This is a genomic window from Trichocoleus sp. Lan, from assembly GCF_039961855.1.
GTDB lineage: Bacteria > Cyanobacteriota > Cyanobacteriia > Cyanobacteriales > FACHB-T130 > FACHB-T130.
This window is the reverse complement of record NZ_JAMPKA010000034.1, coordinates 42,491-64,574: the sequence shown is the minus strand read 5'-3', so window position 1 is coordinate 64,574 and position 22,084 is coordinate 42,491. Positions and strand designations below refer to the sequence as shown.

21 protein-coding genes and 2 pseudogenes are annotated in these 22,084 nt (G+C 47.1%); 11 read left to right on the top strand and 12 right to left on the bottom strand.

Annotated features, from left to right (window positions below; translation table 11 throughout):
- Window positions 1-96: pseudogene (locus NDA03_RS23815) on the top strand (IS5/IS1182 family transposase); the annotation flags it as partial.
- A gap of 361 nt (window positions 97-457) precedes the next feature.
- Here NDA03_RS23815 and NDA03_RS23810 read toward each other — a convergent pair.
- Together NDA03_RS23810 and NDA03_RS23805 are read right to left on the bottom strand one after the other, a co-directional pair.
- Window positions 458-1,831, bottom strand: a pseudogene (locus NDA03_RS23810) (aminopeptidase P family protein); the annotation flags it as partial.
- 88 nt (window positions 1,832-1,919) lie between these two features.
- The gene (locus NDA03_RS23805; RefSeq protein WP_348239329.1) at window positions 1,920-2,351 is read right to left on the bottom strand and encodes an NUDIX hydrolase; all 432 of its coding nucleotides are present in this window, start codon (window positions 2,349-2,351) and stop codon (window positions 1,920-1,922) included.
- Between the two features lie 181 nt (window positions 2,352-2,532).
- On the opposite strand from NDA03_RS23805, the gene malQ reads away from it, so the two are divergent.
- Entirely contained in the window at window positions 2,533-4,044 is a 1,512-nt protein-coding gene (gene malQ, locus NDA03_RS23800; protein ID WP_348239328.1) for a 4-alpha-glucanotransferase, read from the top strand.
- Here malQ and NDA03_RS23795 read toward each other — a convergent pair.
- Genes NDA03_RS23795 through NDA03_RS23785 form a run of 3 tightly spaced genes read right to left on the bottom strand, consistent with a single transcriptional unit; the run spans window position 4,000 to window position 5,803 of the window.
- The gene (locus NDA03_RS23795; protein ID WP_348239327.1) at window positions 4,000-4,215 is read right to left on the bottom strand and encodes a hypothetical protein; all 216 of its coding nucleotides are present in this window, start codon (window positions 4,213-4,215) and stop codon (window positions 4,000-4,002) included. The two genes, malQ and NDA03_RS23795, sit on opposite strands and share 45 nt — an antisense overlap.
- Window positions 4,215-5,018 carry a RodZ domain-containing protein gene (locus NDA03_RS23790; protein ID WP_190411760.1) on the bottom strand — a complete coding sequence of 268 codons (804 nt, stop codon included), beginning with the start codon at window positions 5,016-5,018 and terminating at the stop codon, window positions 4,215-4,217. The genes NDA03_RS23795 and NDA03_RS23790 overlap by 1 nt, the downstream gene beginning before the upstream one ends.
- On the bottom strand, window positions 5,015-5,803 hold the full coding sequence (locus NDA03_RS23785; RefSeq protein ID WP_190411761.1) for a pseudouridine synthase: 789 nt from the start codon (window positions 5,801-5,803) through the stop codon (window positions 5,015-5,017). Before NDA03_RS23785 ends, NDA03_RS23790 begins: the two co-directional genes overlap by 4 nt.
- A 176-nt stretch (window positions 5,804-5,979) precedes the next feature.
- Between NDA03_RS23785 and NDA03_RS23780 the strand changes: the two genes are divergently transcribed.
- Window positions 5,980-6,699, top strand: a complete 720-nt coding sequence (locus NDA03_RS23780; protein ID WP_190432286.1) for a DUF2993 domain-containing protein — start codon at window positions 5,980-5,982, stop codon at window positions 6,697-6,699.
- 166 nt (window positions 6,700-6,865) lie between these two features.
- Here the strand turns inward: NDA03_RS23780 and NDA03_RS23775 are convergent, their stop codons facing one another.
- The 4 genes from NDA03_RS23775 to NDA03_RS23760 all read right to left on the bottom strand — a co-directional run bounded on the left by NDA03_RS23775 (window position 6,866) and on the right by NDA03_RS23760 (window position 10,742).
- Window positions 6,866-7,738, bottom strand: coding sequence for a phosphatidate cytidylyltransferase (locus NDA03_RS23775; RefSeq protein ID WP_190411763.1), 873 nt, complete (start codon window positions 7,736-7,738; stop codon window positions 6,866-6,868).
- A 277-nt stretch (window positions 7,739-8,015) separates the two neighbouring features.
- The gene (cbiT, locus tag NDA03_RS23770) at window positions 8,016-8,606 is read right to left on the bottom strand and encodes a precorrin-6Y C5,15-methyltransferase subunit CbiT (RefSeq protein ID WP_190411764.1); all 591 of its coding nucleotides are present in this window, start codon (window positions 8,604-8,606) and stop codon (window positions 8,016-8,018) included.
- A gap of 110 nt (window positions 8,607-8,716) precedes the next feature.
- Complete coding sequence (locus NDA03_RS23765) at window positions 8,717-10,216, bottom strand: aminotransferase class I/II-fold pyridoxal phosphate-dependent enzyme (RefSeq protein ID WP_348239331.1); 1,500 nt, start codon at window positions 10,214-10,216, stop codon at window positions 8,717-8,719.
- A 271-nt stretch (window positions 10,217-10,487) separates the two neighbouring features.
- Window positions 10,488-10,742, bottom strand: a complete 255-nt coding sequence (locus NDA03_RS23760; RefSeq protein ID WP_190432282.1) for a hypothetical protein — start codon at window positions 10,740-10,742, stop codon at window positions 10,488-10,490.
- A gap of 85 nt (window positions 10,743-10,827) precedes the next feature.
- Between NDA03_RS23760 and ychF the strand changes: the two genes are divergently transcribed.
- The 4 genes from ychF to NDA03_RS23740 all read left to right on the top strand — a co-directional run bounded on the left by ychF (window position 10,828) and on the right by NDA03_RS23740 (window position 15,165).
- Window positions 10,828-11,919 (top strand): redox-regulated ATPase YchF, encoded by a 1,092-nt coding sequence (gene ychF / locus NDA03_RS23755; RefSeq protein WP_190984951.1) that lies wholly within the window; start codon window positions 10,828-10,830, stop codon window positions 11,917-11,919.
- Between the two features lie 215 nt (window positions 11,920-12,134).
- Window positions 12,135-13,070, top strand: coding sequence for a hypothetical protein (locus NDA03_RS23750; protein ID WP_348239326.1), 936 nt, complete (start codon window positions 12,135-12,137; stop codon window positions 13,068-13,070).
- 19 nt (window positions 13,071-13,089) lie between these two features.
- Complete coding sequence (locus NDA03_RS23745) at window positions 13,090-13,788, top strand: hypothetical protein (RefSeq protein ID WP_348239325.1); 699 nt, start codon at window positions 13,090-13,092, stop codon at window positions 13,786-13,788.
- Window positions 13,789-13,986: 198 nt separating this feature from the next.
- Window positions 13,987-15,165, top strand: a complete 1,179-nt coding sequence (locus tag NDA03_RS23740; protein WP_348239324.1) for a clostripain-related cysteine peptidase — start codon at window positions 13,987-13,989, stop codon at window positions 15,163-15,165.
- A 42-nt stretch (window positions 15,166-15,207) separates the two neighbouring features.
- Here NDA03_RS23740 and NDA03_RS23735 read toward each other — a convergent pair whose 3' ends face one another.
- Window positions 15,208-16,038, bottom strand: coding sequence for an ABC transporter permease (locus NDA03_RS23735; RefSeq protein ID WP_348239323.1), 831 nt, complete (start codon window positions 16,036-16,038; stop codon window positions 15,208-15,210).
- Window positions 16,039-16,298: 260 nt separating this feature from the next.
- Here NDA03_RS23735 and NDA03_RS23730 point away from each other — a divergent pair, with 260 nt between their 5' ends.
- Window positions 16,299-17,021, top strand: coding sequence for a hypothetical protein (locus NDA03_RS23730; protein WP_348239322.1), 723 nt, complete (start codon window positions 16,299-16,301; stop codon window positions 17,019-17,021).
- Between the two features lie 235 nt (window positions 17,022-17,256).
- Entirely contained in the window at window positions 17,257-17,796 is a 540-nt protein-coding gene (locus NDA03_RS23725) for a DUF3172 domain-containing protein (RefSeq protein ID WP_190434040.1), read from the top strand.
- 103 nt (window positions 17,797-17,899) lie between these two features.
- Here NDA03_RS23725 and NDA03_RS23720 read toward each other — a convergent pair whose 3' ends face one another.
- Window positions 17,900-19,306: an AMIN domain-containing protein gene (locus NDA03_RS23720; protein ID WP_348239321.1), complete on the bottom strand. Its 1,407-nt coding sequence runs from the start codon at window positions 19,304-19,306 to the stop codon at window positions 17,900-17,902.
- Between the two features lie 235 nt (window positions 19,307-19,541).
- Here NDA03_RS23720 and NDA03_RS23715 point away from each other — a divergent pair, with 235 nt between their 5' ends.
- The gene (locus NDA03_RS23715; protein WP_190425591.1) at window positions 19,542-21,116 is read left to right on the top strand and encodes an ATP-binding protein; all 1,575 of its coding nucleotides are present in this window, start codon (window positions 19,542-19,544) and stop codon (window positions 21,114-21,116) included.
- A 2-nt stretch (window positions 21,117-21,118) separates the two neighbouring features.
- Here the strand turns inward: NDA03_RS23715 and NDA03_RS23710 are convergent, their stop codons facing one another.
- A complete protein-coding gene (locus NDA03_RS23710; protein ID WP_190984958.1) occupies window positions 21,119-21,541 on the bottom strand; it encodes a pentapeptide repeat-containing protein in 423 nt (140 codons plus the stop codon).
- Between the two features lie 323 nt (window positions 21,542-21,864).
- On the opposite strand from NDA03_RS23710, the gene NDA03_RS23705 reads away from it, so the two are divergent.
- Window positions 21,865-22,080, top strand: coding sequence for an RNA-binding S4 domain-containing protein (locus NDA03_RS23705; protein ID WP_190429907.1), 216 nt, complete (start codon window positions 21,865-21,867; stop codon window positions 22,078-22,080).
- Window positions 22,081-22,084: the final 4 nt, after the last annotated feature.

The window sequence follows — 22,084 nt, the reverse complement described above, 5'->3', positions numbered from 1 at the left end:
TTTTCAGGACGGTATCGCAACCGCAGAAAGCGCTTTGGCTTGCGTTTAAACCTAATTGCTGGCTTGCTCAACTACGAACTGGCACACCCTTCATGATTCATGCAGGAGGTCTAATCTTTTAAGAAAAAAACAAATGGGGAAAAGGTAAAATTTTATTTACCCTTTCCCTAAAGGATTTCTTACCGGCACGAACTTATTTAAGCAGTTGTAAAGTAGAAATTAACCCATCCGGGTATTTCTCAAGCGCCTTTTGTTTGGCAACCTTGTGATCTACATCCAGAAAATACTCACCGCTATCTGCCTCAATCGCGATAAACCAGTCAGGATAATCCTTCATCAATTGGGGACTAACTTGTTCAAAAATTGCGCGACAACGCTTAATAAAAGTGGGAATACCGGCGGGTGCTTTTCCAGTCATTGGTTGCCCGGTTCCGAAGAAAACGCGGGATTCCTTCTTAACCAAAGACTCAATTACATCGGCATCGGTTGGCAATGCTGCTGTAAGAACTTCGCTGCCTGATTGGGTGACTAGAACATCATCTTCTATGCGAATCCCGCGCACATCTTCAAAGTGAGAGAGGCGATCCCAATTCACCACATCCTGATATTTTGCTCGGAAATTGGGGTCATTTAAAATTGCCGGAACTTGATAGAATCCTGGTTCAATGGTGACTAACATTCCAGCGCGTAAGGGGCGATCGAGCCGCAGGTAAGCTAAACCAAAGCGATCGCTCCGAGTTCTCCCCTCTTCATACCCCGCCAAATCCCCCAAATCTTCCATATCGTGGACATCCAAACCCACTAAATGACCGATTCCGTGAGGGAAAAACAAGGCATGAGCATCCATTTCTACCAAATCTTCCGCACTGCCCCGCAGAATGCTTAAATCCACCAACCCTTGGGCGATCGCAGTCGCTGCCAATAGATGAATCTCCCGATACTCCACATCCGGGCGGATTTTGGCAATACAAGCATCGTGAGCCGCCAAAACCAAATTATAGATGTCTCTTTGGGTAGAAGAAAACTTCCCCGATACAGGCCAAGTGCGCGTGAAATCTGCTGCCCAGCCCATCGATGTTTCAGCGCCCACATCCGCCAGCAGTAAGTCTCCCGATTGCAGGGGGTGCCAATACTGCTGATTGTGGAGAACCTCCCCGTGAACCGTGACGATACTGGGGTAAGCGCAGCTCATATTCTGTGAGATGATGACACTCTCCATTGCCGCACGCACACCTGCCTCCAACTTGGCACTGGATGTGGCAGCCATTCCCGCTAAGTGAGCTTCCACGGTGACAGATGCAGCTTGTCGTAATTCTACCAAAGCACCTGCATCGTGGCTGAGTCGCAAAAATATAATGGCTCGTGCTAACTCCCCATCAATTCCCTGAGATGCATTTGCAGATGCGATCGCGCGATGCATTATCTGAGCTTGTTGCTGCCTAGTTGCGGCATCCTGCACCGAGATAGTCGCAGCATCCGCTGAGCGTGACTCCAATTCTGCCATCGAAAATGCCGCATCCGCTCCAATCGCCTGGGCAATTTCCTCACGTTTCGGCATTTCTCCATGCCAGAGGGCACTGGCAGGAGACGCATCATCCATAAACAGTTCTAGTTTCCCAGCTTCGAGGCGGATCGCCGTATTTTCCAGAGGTACCCCCGCAAAATAGAGGAAATGACTGCTGGCGCGAAATGGGAAAGTATTGGCTGGATAATTTCGGGAACTACTACGCCCAGACCAGAGAATAACTGGAAAATCAATTAACTCGGCAAGTCGTTGCCGCCGGTGAAGCAGAGTAGCGGCAAACGTGCGATTTCTCTGAAGTTGCATCATAGCGAGTAGCGGCAGTTTATGGCTTTTCCCTTTTGTATTTAAGTTTAACCTGAGCTAAAAAGCCATTACCCATTGGCTATAAACCGCCTCAAGACAATCGAGGACGTATCCCGTAATGCCGATAACGCCAATAATCATGCAGGATTTTGCCGTGATCGAAGCATAAATCCGTGGGAATTCGCCAAGATTCAAAAATTCCAACCGCCTTGGCATCATCAGCAGCTTGAGGTTCGCCCGTTGCCGTTGCGATAAACACAACGCTCATCGTGTGACTTCGCGGATCGCGGCGGGGATCGGAATATACCTGGAATTGTTCAATTAACTCCACCTGTAAGCTAATTTCTTCCTGCGCTTCACGCCGCGCCGCCGCTTCTGCTTTCTCCCCGTAATCAATAAACCCACCCGGAATTGCCCAACCATAAGGTGGATTTTGGCGTTCAATTAATACAATCGGTCGATGCGGTCGATCGATCAGTTCAATAATGATATCGACAGTCGGAGCAGGGTTTCGGTAAGTCATTCTGAATATATTGCCCCCCAATGAGCGGGATCGAGGGAAAAAAGGCTGAATTTATTCTGCCGCGATCGCTGTCATTTATGACGGTTGAATTACCGAATGCAACCCGCCCTAGGAGTGAGTGTCAAACTTCTGCGTACCGTGATAATGTCAAATCGTTTGCATCCTCTCCATCAGGTTATTTATGCCGTTTCCTAGATCTAGTGGCATTTTGCTACACCCCACTTGTTTTCCTAGCCGGTTTGGCATCGGCGATCTCGGTTTAGAAGCTTATCGCTTTATTGATTTTTTGGTGGAGAGTTCCCAGCAATTTTGGCAGGTTTTGCCATTAGGACCAACCGGCTATGGCAATTCTCCCTATATGTGCTATTCAGCATTGGCGGGAAATCCCTTACTGATTAGTCCTGAGAAGCTGCGCGACGAGGGGTTACTTACCGAGGATGATTTTTCTGGATTGCCAGAATTTTCCCTAGACAGGGTGGATTTTGAGCGGGCGATCCAGACCAAAATGCCTTTGCTCGCTAAAGCCTGCGAAAACTTTAAAAACCAGGCATCAACCTTACAGCAAAAGGAATTTGCAAGTTTTTGCAAGGCGGCTCATTGGCTTGATGACTATGCCTTATTTATGGCGATCCGGGAAGCTCAGGGACACGCTAGTTGGTATAACTGGGAACCGGAAATTGCTAAACGCCAACCGGAAGCCTTAGAACAGTGGCGGCAGCGGCTGAATGATGAGATTTATTACCACAAATACTTGCAGTTTGAGTTTTTCCGGCAATGGACTCAACTGAAAAGCTATGCCAACTTGGGCAGTATTGAGATTATTGGCGATATTCCAATTTATGTGGCTCACGATAGTGCCGATGTCTGGTCGCATCCAGATATCTTTTGCTTGGACGAACAGACGGGGGAACCGGCGCTGATGGCTGGAGTTCCACCGGACTACTTCAGCGCCACAGGCCAGTTGTGGGGCAATCCAGTCTATAACTGGGAAAAGTTGCAGCAGCAAAACTTTAAGTGGTGGATACAGCGCTTTGAATCTTTGTTAGATTACATTGACATTATTCGGATTGACCACTTCCGAGGTTTCCAAGCCTACTGGGCAGTTAAGCAGGGCGAAACGACTGCTATGAATGGGGAGTGGATTGACGCTCCTGGAGAAGCTTTCTTTAAGCTACTGAACGACAAATTAGGCAAGCTTCCTATCCTGGCAGAGGATTTGGGCGTGATTACCCCAGAGGTAGAGGCGCTGCGAGATAAGTTTGAATTTCCGGGGATGAAGATTTTACAGTTTGCCTTTGGTTCGGATTCTGGCAACGGCTTTTTGCCTTTTAACTATCCGCGCAACTGTGTGGTTTACACCGGCACCCATGATAATGACACCACGGTAGGCTGGTTCTATCAACTTTCAGACTATGAAAGGGAGAATCTCCTGCGTTATGTGGGTTGCATCAGTTCCGACGGCATCCACTGGGATGCGATCCGGCTGGCGATGGCTTCGGTGGCAAATCAGGCCATTATTCCTTTTCAGGATCTTTTGGGATTGGGGGGCGATGCCCGAATGAATTTCCCCGGCAAAGCAGAGGGAAATTGGGAGTGGCGGTATCGATCTGAAGCCGTGAACCAAGAGATCGGCTATCGTCTCAAAACTCTAACTGAAACTTTCGGTCGCGCCCCAATTAAGAATCAGGACTGAGGGGTGAGGGGTAAGCAGTGAGGACTGAGGACTGAGGACTAAGGGATCGGGGTTGAGAGGTGAGGACTGAGGGGTGAGGACTTGGGCGATCGCTTGCGTCACTGGTGTATATCGCGTGTCTTTGAAGAAAAACGCGATCGCGTCTCGACCCTCACAGTTCTCAGCACTCATTAAGACCCAGGAGGATTAGCGGCAAAGGTTACTTCTCGAACTTTACCGGGGGCACCCAGTTTCTTTGCCTTTTCATCATTAAAAGCGACTAGGATACCACCCGCATTACCAGCTTTTACAATCAGTGTCTCCTCTGCAACCCAGATGCGCTGAGTGCCTTGGGGGAGCGTTCCCTCAAACTGCGTCTTGCCATCCACCACTACCCGAATCCATGATGGGGTTTTGACGGTTACGCCAACCCGTACCGGCTTACCCGTTTGACTGGTATTGCTGCTGAATACTGCTGGGGTAAACGGCCCTAGTTTTTCTTGCAAGTCTGTATTGGCTGCATTAGCTTTGGCGAGAGACTCTCTAGGCGATCGCTCTTGAGTCCCGCCCTTTCCTACTTCTAAAGCCGGACGATTCACCACGTAAGACAGACCGTTCACTGCACCAATCACCAGAAACACATAGATCAAGTAAAGGTGAATCGGTCGCAGCTGAGCTGATGGCAAATAATACCGCCAGGTCGGCTTAATAAGCTGGAAAATCGGCCCACTGGGAAAAGTGTCAGAATACTCTACCCCATCTAATCCCAGTGCATCAGCATACCGCTTGATAAAGCCTTGAATATAGACGGGTTCAGGCAAGATTTCGCGCCTACCTTCCTCAATTGCCTTGAGCAGACGAACTTGAATCCTGGTTTTGTCGCCAACTTCCTCTAGGGACAGAGATTGTTCCTCACGCACCTGGCGGAGGCGAGACCCCAGTTCTTTTAGCTTCTCAATTTGTTGCTGTTGAAGATGAAGTGGATTCTCCTTCATACACGGCGCTCCTTGATGTCTGCTGGCACTTCTATTGATGTTAGATTGACTTGGTTTTGTAGAAAACTGATTTCAAAATCTTCAAGAAAACGATAAGTACCAGGGAACATAGGCTCCCCTGTTCGTTTTAAACAAATGGGACCAATCGCGGCACGGTGTAGATGAATGACGGGATAGCCCAGTTGCTCGGCAATGCGTCGAATTTGTCGGTTTCTCCCTTCTGTAAGAATCACTTCCAAGCAGGTTTGAGAACCCCGCACATCCAAAACGCGAACTTGAGCAGGCAATGTCTTTTTCCCTGACAGTAGAATACCCTGACGCCAGGATTTTAGTACCTCTTCTGGGGGATGACCCTGAATCCAAACTTGGTAAGTTTTAGGAAGATGATATCGCGGATGGGTCAAGCGTAGCGTCATTTCACCGTCATTTGTGACCAATAACGCGCCGGTGGATTCGGCATCTAGACGTCCAACTGGATGCAATCCCTGACCTTCTCGGAGTGCAGGAGGCAGTAAATCAAGAATCGTGCGGCGCTTTTGAGGATCGCGGCACGTAGAAACTACCCCAGCAGGTTTGTAAAGCAAGATATAGAGCATTTGAGGACGATGAGCTGGGAGTACAAGTTTGCCATCAACTTCAATCCGGTCTTGTTCTGGATTTGCTGTTTGCCCCAGATGCACAACAGTACCATTGACCCGCACGCGCCCTGCTTCAATCATTTTTTCAGCTTGGCGGCGGGAGGCAATACCCCATTGGGAAAGAATTTTTTGTAGCCTTTCGGCCATAGGCGAAATCGAGCGACGAATGAATAAAGGTTAGGGCTTAGCTTGTTGAGGCAGTGCCTCGGCTAGACTATTAGGGATTTTTGATCTTAGATTTAGGATTTTGAAGGAATCGCCAGTCTAAAACCCAAAATTGACCTCTAATTAGACTATGTACAAATATTACAGGAAGAAAGCCATTGACATCTAAGCAAGGGAGCAGGATTATCAGCACAACATTATCACCAGCGTTGCGGCTGTGGTTGCGATCGCAAGTTTCGCAAGTTGAAAACCTCCAGTTTAAAATTTCCGGAGGCGATCGCCAAATCCTTACAGGTTATATCCCTCAAGTTTTTATTGCCGCCAACCATGCAGTGTATCAAGGACTGCATCTGTCACGCATTCAGTTAACCGGAGAAAACATTCGCATCAACCTGGGTCAAGTTCTTAGAGGTAAACCTTTACGCCTTCTCGAACCCATCCCCGTTTCCGGTGAGCTAATACTAGAGGAGACAGACCTTAAGGCATCTCTCCAGGCACCCTTATTCGCCACTGCTTTAACTGATTTACTGGGGACACTACTCCAAGCAGTTCCAACGCACCCAGCTGACATCTTAAAAGACCAGCAAATCAGTTGGCAACAGATTACCATCGATCCGGAAAGTTTGAAACTCAGCGGCACTTTAACAGACCCATCGGGTAACGCTACACCTCTAGTGCTGCGGACAGGTCTAAAGTTAGCTAGCCCTCACGAACTGCTTCTAGAGTCCCCCTGTATCGAGACGCAACAGGAACTGCTCCGAGGCAATTTGGATGAATTCAAGATAGATTTAGGCCCAGAATTAGATATTCAGGAATTAACTGTGATTCCGGGTCAGTTAGTTTGTCGCGGGCGGATTAATGTCATTCCAGCCGAATAAAAATAGGACTTAGGAGTTAGGACTGAGGGCTGAGGACTTAGGAGTTAGGACTGAGGGTTGGCTAGGACTGAGGTACACAAAAGAGGCAGATAAAAGAGATTTTCACTACTAAACTTTGCTTACCAATTGCCTCTATGGTGTGCCCCAATCGTGTAGAAAGACTTTTCTAGCGGGGTAATAAAGGTAACAAGAGTGTGACGAAATAATACACCAGGGGAGCGGTAAACACGTAACTATCAGCCCGATCTAAAATGCCGCCGTGACCCGGAATCAGTTGCCCTGAGTCCTTTACCCCAGCATCTCGCTTCATCATCGACTCCGTTAAGTCTCCCAGCAAGCTCGCAATCCCAACCAGCAGCCCTAAAGCCAAGCCACTGAACTGCCAACTGGGCCAATTCAGATACCAAGCTCCAGCAATTGCCACTACCACACTGCCAAGAACCCCAAATACAGCTCCTTCGACAGTCTTTTTGGGGCTAATCTCAGAAAGGCGCGTGCGACCAAAGAATTTACCAAAGATGTAAGCACCGATATCAGCAGCCCAAATACAGAGGAAGGCCAAAAGCGTTGCCGTCAAACCTTGGGGCAAAGTGCTAAGTTCGTGCCAGGAAGCGGGCAAATAGCCATTCAATGGCTCTGCAATCGCGATCGCGGGAGCGAGTCCGACGCGCAGGCGCACCCAGTAGCTGGGCAGATAGCCGCCGTAGAACAACCCCAATATAGAGGCGGAAATATCGGCAATTGTGGCAAGCTTGGGCTGAAACAGAAGATAGAAACAAATCAACGTTCCTGCCAGGGGAAACATGGCATCTGTCAAGGCTGGTGCCAGAGACGCTGTGATTAACAGAACTTGGCTCACTACCAGAGTAGTTTTGCCAGCGGGTGCCATGCCCTTGGCTCGTGCCATCTGAAAATACTCTAACTGACCGAGATAGACGATGATGCACAGACCAACTGTAAAGAACCATCCTCCAAAAAAGAGCATCAGGAGGGCGACAGCGATCGCGACGATTCCACTAAAAATACGAGACCAAGGCATAAGATGCGCTCTTGAGACCGCAACAACGAAGTTAATCTAGTCTTAATAAGATTAAGAATTACTTTTGCACACTTTAACCGATCTAAAACAGATTTAGGCAATTGCTGCCGTTAATTTAGAATAAAGCCAACGCTTTTTTTCAGCATCCTGCTCATTTCTCCTGACACCGTTCGTCAATCCCGACAAAAAATAAATTTCTTGATGGTACGCATCTTAACGGGAATTTTTGTGTTCTCAATCGTCAAGAATGCTGCTCTAGCCTTTAGGATTAAGATTTTCAATCCAGTTTCTCGCCACTCAAGATAAAAATTGGATTGACTGCGGCAAAGATCTGATGGGTGCCTCGCGTTTCCAAACGATTGACGGCAGATTGAACCACCTCGATATTTCGAGCTTGTAATTCGGCGAAGCCTTCGGAAACGGCATAGAGACTTTCTAGATTAGCCGCCGTTGCAACCACCCTACCTTGCGGTTCTAAGTATTGCCAAACGACCTTGAGAATATCCTTGATGGGTTGTCCGCCTTCGATGCAAACCCGATGGGGGGGAACGGGTAAGTCTTTTAGGCACTCTGGGGCGCTTCCTTCAACGACTTCGACATTACGAACCCCAAAGCGATCGCAGTTACGGCGAATCAAACTTGCCACTTCCTCATCGCGTTCTACGGCAATAATTCGACCTTTCGGACACAATAAGCCGGTTTCTACGGGGATCGTGCCGGTTCCCGCGCCAATATCCCACAACACAGAATCGGGTTTGAGTCTGAGTAAGGAAATCAACAGTAACCGCACCTCGCGCTTGCTGAGGGGAATACCGGGCAACCGCTCGAAGAGGTCATCTGGGATACCAGGAGTTACGTAGGGCCACATAGAAAGTTTTAAGTTTTGAGTAGTAGAGACGCGATCGCTCGCGTCTGAAGTTTTGAGTACTAGAGACGCGATCGCTCGCGTCTAAGTTTTGAGTTTAAGCCTGTCTCCAATTAGCGAACAACCTTTAACGTTTTGAGGGTCGGATCGCTACAACCCGTAATACTTCCACCCAAGGCGAGAATCTGTTGCAGGTAATCCAAGGCGGAGGGAGCGATCGCTTCCCCTGGCATCAACACGGGAATTCCGGGTGGATAGGGACAAATAAGTTCGGCACTGATGCGTTCTACAGTCTTTTCCACCGGCAACGTTTGGGTTTGGGAAAAAAATGCTTGACGGGGAGAGATGGAAGGATGAAGCACGAAGGAGGAAGGATGAATCTGAAGAAATTCAGCTTTCCACCGGGTGAAGACATCCAGGTATGGGGCTATTGATGTGGTGGGCGATCGCTCTTGCACTAAAATTCGGAGTGCCGATACCATCTGCACAATATCAGATGGAGTGTTTCCCAAACTGATGATAAAAGTCAAACTGTGCAGCGATGGTAACTCAGCAGTCACGCCTAGCTGTTGATGGAGAATTTCATCCGCTTCAAATCCCGTCCAACCTAAGTCAGAAACTTTCACACTCAGCCGCGTTTTGTCAAGAGCAACAAAACCCGGTGTATTGGCAGTTCTTAACACGGATAACCCAGAAATTTGGCTAATTTGGGTAATCGCTTCCTCAGCCAAGTGTAAGGTTTTCTCCATTAGCGCTTTCCCATGCAATGCCATTTGCTGACGTGCTGCATCCAGGGAAGCCAACAACAAATAGCTGGGACTGGTAGACTGTAACAGTTGTAAAGCTTTGCTCAAGCGATCGCGATTGACTCGATTGCCTTGGACGTGCAGCATTGATGCCTGGGTGAGTGCCCCCAGTACCTTGTGGGTGGATTGTACCGTTAAGTCGGCTCCAGCGGCGAGGGCAGAAGTGGGCAAATCTGGATGAAAGGCAAAATGGGCACCGTGGGCTTCGTCTACGAGCAAAGGGATACCGTGCTGATGAGCAATTTGCGCGATCGCTCTGATATCCCCGCAAACGCCATAGTAAGTCGGGTAAACCATCATCACCGCCTTGGTGTCCGGATGCTGTTGCAGGGCGTCTGCTACCGCCGATGGGGTGATACTGTGGGCAATATTTAGCTCTAGGTCGTATTCTGGATTCACAAAAATCGGAATCGCACCCGAAAGGATTAAGCCGTGGATTGCCGAGGAATGGATATTCCGAGGCAGAATAATTTTGTCTCCCTCGCTACAAGTGGCTAAAATTGCCGCCATTAATCCACAAGTCGAACCATTGACCAAAAACCAAGTGCGTTCTGCCCCAAACGCTGCCGCTGCCAGTTCCTGGGCTTCTTGGATCACGCCCTCTGGGGCAAACAAGTTATCTAACTCCGGTAATTCTGGTAAATCTGCTGGAAACACGGCGGTTCCGAGCAAATCCGCTAACCGTTGGGAAATTCCTTGCCCCCGCTTGTGTCCGGGCGTGTAAAAGGGTGCATGATGCTTCTTGGCGCACGCTTGAAGGGCGTCCACTAATGGGGTAGTTGTTTGAGACCCTGGGATAAAATCCATGCTGGAAATTTTTCTAAAATCGGTGATATCCGGAAGGTAAGCGGGGGAGAAAATCCGAGCGCTTTTTGCCTTTGCCGGTTTAGGATAGATCGTTTCTGCCCAACAATTTCGTAGGGGCAGTTCAACTTGCATCGAAAAGCGATCGCAGACGAGTTAATGCGTTCTCAATACCTGCTACAGTAATGAGTTTGGATGCGGTTGGATGAATCTTCAAGTGTAAGTGTCGCGGAATGTCGTTATTCCGGGGGATGTCATTGTTATGCGTTCTTACCTATTTTGATAGGGTTAAATTGTTCAATGCGATCGCCATGATTAATCCCAGTCCTAATCCTATCCCCCAACCAACCATCCCCAGCCCGATCCCCGGATCGGAGCCTAATCCGATTCCTGGATCGCCGCCAGAAGTACCAGAACCCGTACCGGGACCTGTACCAGAACCCATTCCCTCACCTGTGCCAGAGCCTGTGCCAGCCCCCGTTCCCCAGCCGATTCCCTCACCTGTGCCAGAGCCAGTGCCAGCGCCCATTCCCCAGCCGGTTCCAGGTCCGATTCCTCAACCGATTCCTGAACCTATCTAATTGATTCTACCCAGTTTTACCTCTTGAACTAAGATGCTTAGAGCCGGAATTGTCGGACTTCCCAACGTCGGAAAATCTACCTTATTTAACGCCTTGGTTGCCAATGCCAAGGCTGAAGCTGCCAATTTCCCTTTTTGCACCATCGAACCCAATGTTGGTGTCGTGTCGGTGCCAGATGAACGGTTAAACGCCCTGGCTAATATTTCCAGTTCGGCGCAAATTATCCCGACACGGGTTGAGTTTGTGGATATTGCTGGTTTAGTGAAAGGTGCTAGTCAGGGGGAAGGACTGGGTAATCAATTTTTGTCCCACATTCGAGAAGTTGATGCCATTGTTCATGTAGTGCGATGTTTCGAGAATGATGACATTATCCACGTTGCCGGATCTGTTGATCCAGCGCGAGATATTGACATTATTAATTTGGAGCTGGCTTTAGCAGATTTATCTCAAGTAGAGCGACGTATTGAGCGCACCCGCAAAGCTGCCCGTACTAGCAAAGAAGGACAGATTGAACTCGCTGCGCTAGAAAAATTGAGCGCTTTATTAAATGAGGGCAAACCAGCGCGGCGGGCCAACTTAAATGAAGAAGAAGCTGAAGCGCTCAAAGGATTAGGATTGCTCACAGGTAAACCAATTATTTATGCTGCCAATGTCTCTGAGGATGATTTGGCAACCGGCAATAAATATGTAGAACAAGTGCGGGAAATTGCGACCCAAGAAAATGCCCAAGTCGTCATTGTTTCTGCCCAAGTGGAAGCAGAACTAGTCGAATTGCCAGAAGAAGATAAAGCTGAATTTCTGGGTTCTCTTGGGGTGGAAGAAGGCGGATTAAAATCTCTGATTCGCGCCACTTACGAACTTTTAGGCTTGCGTACCTACTTTACAACTGGTCCTAAAGAAACTCGCGCTTGGACAATTCACGCCGGAATGACAGCACCCCAAGCAGCAGGCGTCATTCACTCTGATTTTGAGCGCGGTTTTATTCGGGCGGAGACAGTCGCTTACCAAGATTTAGTAACAACTGGTTCCATGAATGCTGCGAAGGAAAAAGGCTTAGTCCGCAGTGAAGGGAAGGAATATATTGTCAAAGAAGGCGATGTAATGCTGTTCCGTTTCAATGTGTAGGTTAGCATTATCAACTCTATTATCGATAAGTGGCTGGACGCATTTTAGCCCCCTCTCTCATTTTGTGTAGAAAGGCCGTTTTATCGCGTTTCTAAAAACCCGGTTTCTTATAGAAATCGGGTTTTTCAGTATTTGTACTGAAATCGCAAAAGCAGCTAGTGCGATAGACTTTGATGAAGTTTGCTGCTAGCTTAGCGATGCAAGGATGGTGAGAAATGCTGGGATGGCTCTTTGGAGGTTTGATTAAAAAATTAGAACGTGCTTCTAAAGACGTTTCGCAGGATTTTGTGAAATCGGCAGGGAAACAAATTGGTGAATTATTTGATGAAAAACTATATCCCTTAGCTGACAAGCTTGATTATATAGCTCAAAACCGAATCAACCAAGCAAAAAATGAAATGGAGGAATTAGAAACTAAGACGGTAGGTGATATTGAGTCTTTAATTAACCAGGCTGATGAGCAAGTAAAGAAGGCTTTAGAAAACATTAATCAAGTGCGGGAAGTAGCGCTTAGAGATGTAAGAGAAACTATCGGAATAACTGACACCTATTTAGAAAATAGAATTAATCAAATTTCTTTAGTGGTAATGGAAGCCTTGCAGTTAGGTAGTCAATTCACTCCCGAAGAAATTAATAACAAGTTAATCGCACCAATGTTGGTAGAGGTTAATTTGCTAGAAGAAAAACTATTTAAAGATGCTAATCAGCTTGTAGATAAAATAGACGAAGCGATAGATGGAAAGCTTGAACAGATTCGGAATGAGTTAAAGAAACATTTAGCTCATGCATTGCCGAATCCTTTTGATAAATGTAGACAGAGGCTCAAAATCGGATTGAAGCCTGGTGCTAGGCTGTCGGACATTGAGCTTTATGAACTAAGCGAATGCTATGAATTGAGCAAGTTGAATGAGAAAAGTTCTATTGACGAGGTACTGAAGATTTATGGACAACTTCAACACAATGCAGCGATGATGGCTGCTTTAGTCAAAAAAGCTCCAGAGTTGAAAAGGATAGCTATTCAAGATTGGCTTAAATATGGCGTACTTTGTGAGTTTTGGCGTGGAACAATCAAGACTTATGATTCTACCGAACCTCTTTTGCTAAAGCCTGAGAAGTCGCAGCGATTCTTGACAGATAAAGAGGATACATAAAGTAAGAAAGAGGTTTTTTATGAGTAAAGCTGGTGCTGGTGACTGGAAAACGCCGCTGGGGTACTACGAAAGAGCGATCGCAGAACTAGAACGAACACGCGAACAGTTTCAGGCAGAACTACAGATTTTAAAGGAGCTTCAGGCGTCTCAGGAAAATCTGAAAAAAGAACTTCAGGCTGCTAAAACAGAAATCCAAAATTGTAAGACAGAAATTAAAACTCTGAAAGATGAGCTTCAAGCTATTAAAGCAGAGCCTATAATGACAAAAGCAGAACTTCAGGCTACCAATGAACGCTTTGAGAATGCAGTAACACAAGCCGAAAAAATAGCTGAATATGCTCACAAAGAATCTAAGACTGCTCAAGACACCGTTAATGCGGTTTTTGCGGAAATTAAATCTGTTAAAGCTGGAATTGAAAATGGTTCAATTGTTGCTCAGAAAGCCTTAATGTTACAAGGTAAAGATGACAACCATTGGATGAGATTTTGCAAACTTGATAGCATCAATCATCATTTTTTCCAGGTATGGAAAGTTGATGATAATACATGGCATAATGATATTCGAGTCAAGGCTGCAACATTTTTACGAGCCAGAGATGACAAGCATTGGATGGGATGTCATCGAGTTGATAGTCAAAACAATGATGTTTTTGATATCTGGAAAGACCAAAGATGGCACTCCACTAGCCGAGTGCAGATAGCGACTCGGTTGAGGTAAAGGCTGAGTCAACAGAGCGATCGCAATTAAATCCTCTTCTGAGCATCCTTAGCATTTTGGCAGTTCAAAATTTAATCTTGCTGATGAGCAAATTGGTAAGCACCGACGAAGGAAAGGGTGTCGCTTGCTCTTGCGAGTTTGCTTTGCCAGGGGTTAACATCGAAGCATTCATCCATAATCTACTGAGTTACTAGCTCTATGAAGCGCAGAAAGTTGCTTCAGTATTCGGCGTTAGGTAGTGCATCCTTTTTAGGAAACCTGATTTTACTCAGTCAAAATCAGCCAGATATTATTGCTACAAGCATGAGCAATAAGCGACTCTACGAATGGATTTTTTTATATTGGATGCCTTATGATAACGACCTCTCAAAGTTTGGCCGTTCTATTATGGATATGCTTGCCAAAAGTGTGAATAGCGATAATATTCTTGTAGCGATACAATCTGATTTTAGCGGAGCTAAAAAAAATTCAAGAAACATCCTTACTAAAGGAAATATTTCTACTCAAAGCTTAAATACAGCAAACAGCGCCAGTGAGGAAGCTTTTTCTGAATACCTTAATTGGGCTAAGTCGCAATTTCAAGCTAAAAAATGGGCAATTGTATTCTTAGGACATGGGGGTCGTTTAGATGAAATTAGCCCAGATGAACACCCTGAACCAGGCTTGAATTTAAAAACTCAGTGGATGAATATCCAAAAATTAAGCGATCTGATCGCAAATTTTAATCAGCAAGTAGGCAAGCGGGTGGAGTTAGTTTTCTTTCAAAATTGCAATAAAGGAACTATTGAAGCCAACTATACTTTTCGAGATACAGCGAAATATACTCTTTCTTCCCAATTACTGCTAGGTGTTCCCAATTATTATTACGAGCAATTATTTAATTTTTTGGGGCGTCAACCAGAAATTAGTGGAGGACAGCTAGCGGAAAAGATTATGGAGTTTGAATCTAGCGATATGTACCATAGCTATACCGCTATCAATAATCGTGCTATCACGCAACTATCTGCAAAAATTAATCCGCTTATTGATGCAGTTCTGGCAGCTAATATAAAAAATATAAATTTGAGCAACCTGACAACTTATAAGTATATGGGCGAACGGTTTGTCGATGTTGTCTCATTTTTTCAAACTATCACCAATCAGTCAGGCGCAAATCAAAATAGATACAATGAATTCGTTGATTTTTTAAATAATTCAATCATTTATAAAGTAAAACGAAATGGTACATTATTTCGCCCTATTCCAGAATATGAAAATTTTTCGGGGCTTGGTATCTTTTTCCCGGAAAGCAAGCAGGAGCTGGAAAAATACCGCGATTTCCAGGCTTTTGAGAACTTGAAACTTCTGAAACTTTTCGACGCAATTATCGTTAGCTGATTAGTTCAGGAAGGTGGACAGTGCCCACCCTTCCTGAACCAATTAATCTTGTTGATGAGCAAATTGATAAGCACCAACGAAGGAAAGCGCGATCGCCATCACCGCTAAAATCGGCACCGAGTACCAGGGAAACTGCGACATTGGTAAGTAAGCTGCGGCGCGTAAGCCAATACTGGTATAAGTCAGGGGCAACAGATAGACAACTATCTTGAGGGCAGCCGGGAGAGTGGCGGGATCGAAGAAAGTTGCGCCCAAAAACGACATGGGGATGATAACGAAATTATTGTAAAGCCCAACCGCTTCGAGCGATCGCACGCTTAAACCAACAATCACACCCAACCCAGCAAACACCGCGCAATTCAGCACGACCAGCAGCAGAAACAAAGGGTTCAAAAAACTCCAAACCTTGCCAGTAAAGAGTACCGCCACTAAAATCACCGAACCCGCTGTCATCAACCCCCGCACCACGCCAGCTAGCATTTTTCCTAAGTGCAAAGCGAGAGGATGCACTGGTACCAGCAGCATTTCTTCAAAAGTTTTCGAGAACAAGCGATCGCCACAGATGGAAAATGTCGTGCCGGTGAAACTAATCACCATCGACGATAGCGCCACCATCCCCGGCAAAATGAATTCCAGATAGTTATTGTAATTACCGCTAATCCCCACACCAGGCTTGATAGAGCTACCCAACCCCAATCCAAACGCCAGAATGTAAATCAGAGGCGATATTAGCCCAGACGCCGCCACCTGCACAATTCGGACACGTAAATCTAACCAATCCCCCCAAAAAACGGTGAGACTATCGACAATCAGAGTTTGAAACTGGGAGCTTTTTAAGGTTTTGCCCAGATGTAGCGACGTTTGTGATTTCACAGATGCAAGCCAACAACAGAGAACTGCTTAATTTTTACTTTACATTTAATCCAGTCCCCACCTAGCTTGAGACAGAAGCCAAGCAGAGGCGAGGAGGCAATGAGATTTCGCTCCCCTGCACCTCTCCCCTGTGCCTCTCCCTGCACCTCTGTACCTCCGCACCCCTGTTCCTCCTACACTCGTCAGTCGAAGGCAAAATCAGTCACAATAAATCAACGACTACCTTCCCGTGCAACAGATGGAGGCTGGAGGCGATCGCTGTGCTGCAAAGATTTCTAATCATTCTTGTAATACTTGTACCTTTGGTCATTGCCTATCTGATTAATGAAAAACGGAAAGCCAAGATTAAACAAATTAAAAATAATACTGTTGTTTTGGTGAAAGGTGCAGAACAGAAGTATCCCAGCTTACCTCTGAAAAACTATGGAATTCCGCTGATGGTTAGGCGTCAGAATAGAGTCCAAGTTGTCTTTCCCAGACTGACGCCTGAAGGGGATGTTGAATATATTTATTCCTGGCATCCCCTCAATGATGTGGAGGTGATCGAGCAGAACTCTAAAACGAACGATCCAAAGCTGACTACCATCAAAGAACTAGCTCCCATCATTCACGAACACTGGCAATTAGAGCCAGAAATGTCCGTACTTGAAGAGCAATATCGTAAAATTAATGACTTAGCTGATTTAGTCTCTACCTCTGATGTGTATTCTGTCCAAGTAGCTACCTATGAGAAAGCTTTACTTGAGGTTGAAAAGCTGTTAAGGAAAGCCGAACAGTTACAAAAAATATATGTTCGTTTAATTAGAGAGGCTTTAATTGGAGTTAAGGTAGCTGAGTACAATCCCGATCGGCTTATCGTCTCACATCTGGCTTTTGAGTTGCAGTATCAACGAATGAAAGAAGAATATCAACATCTCAAAGATGTCGCCCATGCCTACTCCCAATTGTTGAATGAAAGTAGAAACTTAGCGAGCGAGGAGTAAGCACTGGGGAGGCAAAGCAGCTACAGTTGCAAGAAATCTTGTAGAGACGCGATGCATCACTTCTGGTAGCTGGGAAACTGTAGTTTCAAACTCTTCGATGCCTCTTTGCCCCTTTCCCTTCCTCTTTCCCCTTCTCTTCCCTTCCGCCTAGCGGCACAATCTATAGCCATACTGGGAGAAAGGAGAGCAGTTTGATTACTCCCTGTCCAGTAGGCGTGAAATTACCTAAGCGACGATGAAACGTAAATCTAGATACCCTGCCGATACTCCCTATAGTGCCCCTAAATCCGCTAAATCATCCCCTTTCAATTACACTTCCATCGCTTTGATCGGCGGCGTCTTCGTTCTGGGAATCGGGGTAGGGATTGGCTTTAGCTCTACAGCGACGTTTAGCCCAGAAAACGTCGCATCGCGTGATTTCATTGACCGTGCTGCGCCGAATCCTGAGCTTTGCGTGCAGTTTGGAGCCAGCGCGATGGTGATGGATACTCGCGTCTATGTAACCCTAAATCCCTTTAACGTTTACGTTTCGCAGCCCAATATGCGACCGGGTTGTGTTTTGCGTAGTAACAACTGGTCTATTTTGGAACAAAGAAAGCTGGTAACAGCAGATCAGGTGCGGGATTGCAAGAACCGGATGAACACCTTTGGCTATACCGGCAGTTTGGACGGGCAACCAGATATCCGCTGCATCTATCAGAATGATGGTGCCCAGAATTTCTTCCTGAATCAGCCAGGAGCAGGCGCACCGCCACCAGAAACAAATAATTTCTAAGGGGAATGGCTAATGGCTAATCGGTAATCGGGATTGGTAATCGGGATTTGTTCGTTCCAATAACCCATTACCGATCGCCTTTGTTTGCCATTAGCAACTCACTTTACCGCCAATCTTCGCTGAGCTGAACTTGCAGTATTTGATTCGGTTGAATAATAGCGGTTTGAGGAGCTGTCAGATAGGTGGTGGCAGCACCGGCGGCAGCGCCTCCCAACAAACCGACGCCTGAAAAGCCTCCTAATAGAATTAAGGCTAAAGCGCCAATGGCAGAATTCCGGACAACTCGGTTCTGTGAAACTTGACGGTTGCCGTCTAGGGAGTCTGATTGGGCGAGAAGGGGAAAATTGCGTCCACCCAGGCTAATCGCTTGGGTAATAAAGCGACTGCCGCGTCGGTCGATCTCAAAGCGTCCAATCACCTGCGTACCAACTGGGGCGATAAGTTTACCAGTGCGATCGCGTATTTCTTCCTCTAGCAGCAACACTTCCTGGCGCGAGACACCATCTCGCAGTGTTAAAACCTTGTCGCCCGGATAACGCAGGCTCAGCGGAGTGCCAGAAGGCAGCAGAATGTCTGGATTTAGAGATGCCGTTGGCGCTTGTATCGGTGCCGATGTGGAGCTGGAAGGATCGGGCACAACCGTCGCCGTCTTAGGTAGGGGCGGCACGATAACCATTGGAGAGGCGGTGGTTCTCGGTGCGGCGGTTGTCGGTGTGGCAGGTATAGACATGGGTACGGACGCACCCGCTTCTAGAGAAGGGACTGGGGCTACTCTGGTTCTCCTTGCAGGCACTGGGGGGGGATTTTCCTCCATCGGCAACGGTTGACCAAATTCAACCACTCTGGTGACAGAGGAAGACTGAGGCTGCCTCACGGGTACTGGTGGTGCTGTAGCGATCGCGCCAGAAAGAGGAGGTACGCTCACCAACACAGGATTATTCGTCGCAATTCTCCCTGGAGGAACCGTTGGCGGCGCTAAATTGGGTAACGTACTTGAGTTATTCAGAGACGGCACGCTCACGACACCCGGCGTTGGGTTCCCTGGAAAGATAGGGGGAGGCAGGGACGGAGAAACCCCGCTCCTGCTGGGAGGCACTGCTTCTGGAGCGAGAACGCCAGCAATCAGGGGACGCAATACCCAGCGATTCCCAGGTTCTACTTGCAATTGCACTTGTTGGGGGGATAAAACTACCTCTGGTGCGAGATCCAGCACTATTCGGGTAATGCCAGCCTCGAACTGAGAGACTCGAATTTGGCGGATTGGGCCAGAGTAACTTTGTTGAGTTTCCACCATTCCCACTTGAGTATTGGGTAAATCCAGAACAATCCGAGACGGTTGAGCCAGAAGAAAATAACGCGGCGTCGTTCCCTCATCCAGAGTGATTTCTAACTGATTCAGCGCTGGGTCAAATCGCCAATTTGTTAACCGGGCAGCGATCGCTTTTAACTCCATGCCGCTCCCTATAATCGCGATCGCGCCAACCAAACTAAGCGTTTTCAATCTACTCATAAAAAGTCGAAATCCCAGTATCAATTTTTCTCCCCACATCGCAATTGACTGAAATAACGTTCCAGGTACAACAATTGTCTCCGTAATTTCAGCGATCTACATCACAAATAAAATGGATTTATATCACCAAATCATCACATAAAAGATCACACTTCAAACGCGAGTGCTATCACCCAGTAATTTCTCGGATGGTTTCATACTACGAGTATTGGCTAACTAAACTCTGAGACGTCCCATGTTCCTAAGCCGTGACAATGTGCCAATTGATGCTTCTAGCTGGGTGGAGCGGTGGAAAAAAGTCCAGAGAAAGCTTGTCAAGCGAACGATGCAGTTGCAGCAAGCCAATCGAGAACTAGCGCAGCAAATCACCGAGCGTCGGCAGGTGGAAGAGGCTTTGCAGCAAGCAGAGGAAAAGTATCGGAGTATTTTTGAAAACGCTGTCGAGGGAATATTTCAGACAACCCCGGATGGGCGTTACATGAGTGTGAATCCAGCACTGGCAAGGATTTACGGCTACGCTTCACCAGAGGAACTAATTGCCCATCTGACGGACATCAAGCGCCAGCTGTATGTAGATCCCAATCGGCGTGACGAATTTCTGTATTTACTGCAAGAACACGGTTCGGTGAGTGGGTTTGAGTCTCAGGTTTATCGAAAAGACGGCAGCATCATCTGGATTTCGGAAAATGTACGGGCAGTACGCCAAGAGCTGCGATCTGCAAAGCAATACGAAACGGTAAGCAGCTATAGTGTGGCATACACTAAGGACGAGCAGTGCTTCGGTCATACATTATGCGATCGCGCGGGTGCCTTACTCTACTGCGAAGGCTTCGTCACCGACATCACCGAACGAAAATCTGCTGAAGCAGCCTTAAAAGCATCGGCAGTAGAATTCAAACAACAAGCGAACCATCTGCAATTAGCTCTGTGCGAACTTCAACAAACCCAGACGCTTCTGATCCAAAGTGAAAAGATGTCTAGTCTAGGGCAGTTAGTTGCTGGGGTTGCCCACGAAATCAACAACCCAGTTAACTTTGTTTGCGGCAATCTGGTTCATGCGAATCAATATGCCCAAGATTTGCTAAACCTCCTACAGCTTTATGGCAAACATTATCCCCAGCCAGTGCCTGAGATTGAAGAGGAAGCTGAGGCAATCGATCTGGATTTTTTAATTTCGGATTTCCCCAAAACCTTATCCTCCATGCAAATCGGGGCTGACCGCATTCAGCAAATTGTCCAGTCCCTGCGAAACTTCTCGCGGATTGACGAAGCCCAGATGAAGGCAGTTGATATCCACGAAGGCATTGACAGCACTCTACTGATTCTCCACAGCCGCTTGAAATCCAGAGGAGTCAATACGGGGATTGCCATTCTCAAAGAATACGGCGATTTGCCATCCATAGAGTGTTATGCCGGACTCCTCAACCAAGTATTTATGAATCTCATTTCTAATGCGATTGACGCCCTGGAGGAGACAGAGGCGCGAAGAGGCAGCGCACAGGAGATGCTACATTCTTCCTTGCTCGGCTCTTCCCCGGCTCCCCTGCCTTGTATTCGGATTCGTACCGATGTCCTCGACAACGGAAAAGCAAGTATCCGGATTATCGACAATGGCCCCGGAATGAGCGAAGAAATCCGCACTAGAATTTTTGAACCTTTCTTTACGACAAAGCCCACTGGTAAAGGCACGGGGCTGGGTTTGTCAATCAGCTATCAAATCATTGTCGAGAGACACGGCGGCGTTTTGAAGTGTAATTCAGCACCAGAGCAGGGAACCGAGTTCGTCATCGAAATTCCGATTCGGCAGTAAATTTAGGAATAAGTATCTTTTAGCAGGTTGGTACCGTCTAGTTTCGCGCCCGTCAGGTAAGCCCCCCACAAGTTTGCTCCGTCCAAGTTTGCCCCGCTCAAGTCTGCTTCTGTCAAATCTGCCATTTTCAAGTTTGCCCCGCTCAAATTGGCACCCCTGAGATTTGCCCGAAACAAATTCGCTCCACTAAGATTCGCCCCGCTCAAATTTGCTCCACTGAGATTGGCTGTGCCTAAACTTGCCTCCATTAAAGAGGTTTGGCTCAGGTTAGCTCCACTCAAGTCAGTTTCGCTGAGCGATCCCTCCTGGAAGTTCGCTAGACTCAGATTTACGCCTTTAAGATCGGTTCCAATTAAGTCTGCACCTTTAAAATCTCGTTCTCCCGCCGCATATCGCTCCAGCAGTTCATCCTTCTCAACGATCATCCACTCCTCCTTTTCTGGTTGGTTAATGTAGCTTGGCGCAACTGCTGAAATTTTTGGTAGTGGTAAATCTGTAGCGCTCGGTTGGGTTTTGAGGCAGCAAAAGAGTTTTTTCTTTCAAAACTCAGACGCGAAGTGACAAGTCAGCGCTAGGCTAACGCCTCGCTTCGCTGTTTTCATGCCCAAAGGGCTGTACGCTATCGCTGCAAGTCTTTTCCAACTTAAAACTTTTTACCACTTACCCAAAAACTGTTATTCCCATATCAATTAGGATTGCTATATTAGCCCTCAGCATAATACGGTTACGTTGGAGTGCAACACTTCTTATGGCGGTAAATGACAGCACAATTAAGCTCGATCAGTTTTTAAAGTGGGTAGGGATGGCGCAGACGGGTGGGCAAGCTAAGCTTTTGATTCAACAGGGTTTTGTTCTAGTCAACGGCACCCTGGAAACCCGGCGAGGACGACAGTTAGTTTCCGGCGATCGCGTAACGGTGGGAAAACGAACTGTTGAGGTTGAGTTGAACAATGTTGAGTCCTAGCAAC

Excerpts from the sequence above, each read along its gene's own strand:
- NDA03_RS23805 (WP_348239329.1), bottom strand. The coding sequence starts at position 2,351 with ATGACTTACCGAAACCCTGCTCCGACTGTCGATATCATTATTGAACTG.
- malQ (WP_348239328.1), top strand. The coding sequence starts at position 2,533 with ATGCCGTTTCCTAGATCTAGTGGCATTTTGCTACACCCCACTTGTTTT.
- NDA03_RS23795 (WP_348239327.1), bottom strand. The coding sequence starts at position 4,215 with ATGAGTGCTGAGAACTGTGAGGGTCGAGACGCGATCGCGTTTTTCTTC.
- NDA03_RS23790 (WP_190411760.1), bottom strand. The coding sequence starts at position 5,018 with ATGAAGGAGAATCCACTTCATCTTCAACAGCAACAAATTGAGAAGCTA.
- NDA03_RS23785 (WP_190411761.1), bottom strand. The coding sequence starts at position 5,803 with ATGGCCGAAAGGCTACAAAAAATTCTTTCCCAATGGGGTATTGCCTCC.
- NDA03_RS23775 (WP_190411763.1), bottom strand. The coding sequence starts at position 7,738 with ATGCCTTGGTCTCGTATTTTTAGTGGAATCGTCGCGATCGCTGTCGCC.
- cbiT (WP_190411764.1), bottom strand. The coding sequence starts at position 8,606 with ATGTGGCCCTACGTAACTCCTGGTATCCCAGATGACCTCTTCGAGCGG.
- NDA03_RS23765 (WP_348239331.1), bottom strand. The coding sequence starts at position 10,216 with ATGGATTTTATCCCAGGGTCTCAAACAACTACCCCATTAGTGGACGCC.
- NDA03_RS23760 (WP_190432282.1), bottom strand. The coding sequence starts at position 10,742 with ATGGGCGCTGGCACTGGCTCTGGCACAGGTGAGGGAATCGGCTGGGGA.
- ychF (WP_190984951.1), top strand. The coding sequence starts at position 10,828 with ATGCTTAGAGCCGGAATTGTCGGACTTCCCAACGTCGGAAAATCTACC.
- NDA03_RS23750 (WP_348239326.1), top strand. The coding sequence starts at position 12,135 with ATGCTGGGATGGCTCTTTGGAGGTTTGATTAAAAAATTAGAACGTGCT.
- NDA03_RS23745 (WP_348239325.1), top strand. The coding sequence starts at position 13,090 with ATGAGTAAAGCTGGTGCTGGTGACTGGAAAACGCCGCTGGGGTACTAC.
- NDA03_RS23740 (WP_348239324.1), top strand. The coding sequence starts at position 13,987 with ATGAAGCGCAGAAAGTTGCTTCAGTATTCGGCGTTAGGTAGTGCATCC.
- NDA03_RS23725 (WP_190434040.1), top strand. The coding sequence starts at position 17,257 with ATGAAACGTAAATCTAGATACCCTGCCGATACTCCCTATAGTGCCCCT.
- NDA03_RS23720 (WP_348239321.1), bottom strand. The coding sequence starts at position 19,306 with ATGAGTAGATTGAAAACGCTTAGTTTGGTTGGCGCGATCGCGATTATA.
- NDA03_RS23715 (WP_190425591.1), top strand. The coding sequence starts at position 19,542 with ATGTTCCTAAGCCGTGACAATGTGCCAATTGATGCTTCTAGCTGGGTG.
- NDA03_RS23710 (WP_190984958.1), bottom strand. The coding sequence starts at position 21,541 with ATGATCGTTGAGAAGGATGAACTGCTGGAGCGATATGCGGCGGGAGAA.
- NDA03_RS23705 (WP_190429907.1), top strand. The coding sequence starts at position 21,865 with ATGGCGGTAAATGACAGCACAATTAAGCTCGATCAGTTTTTAAAGTGG.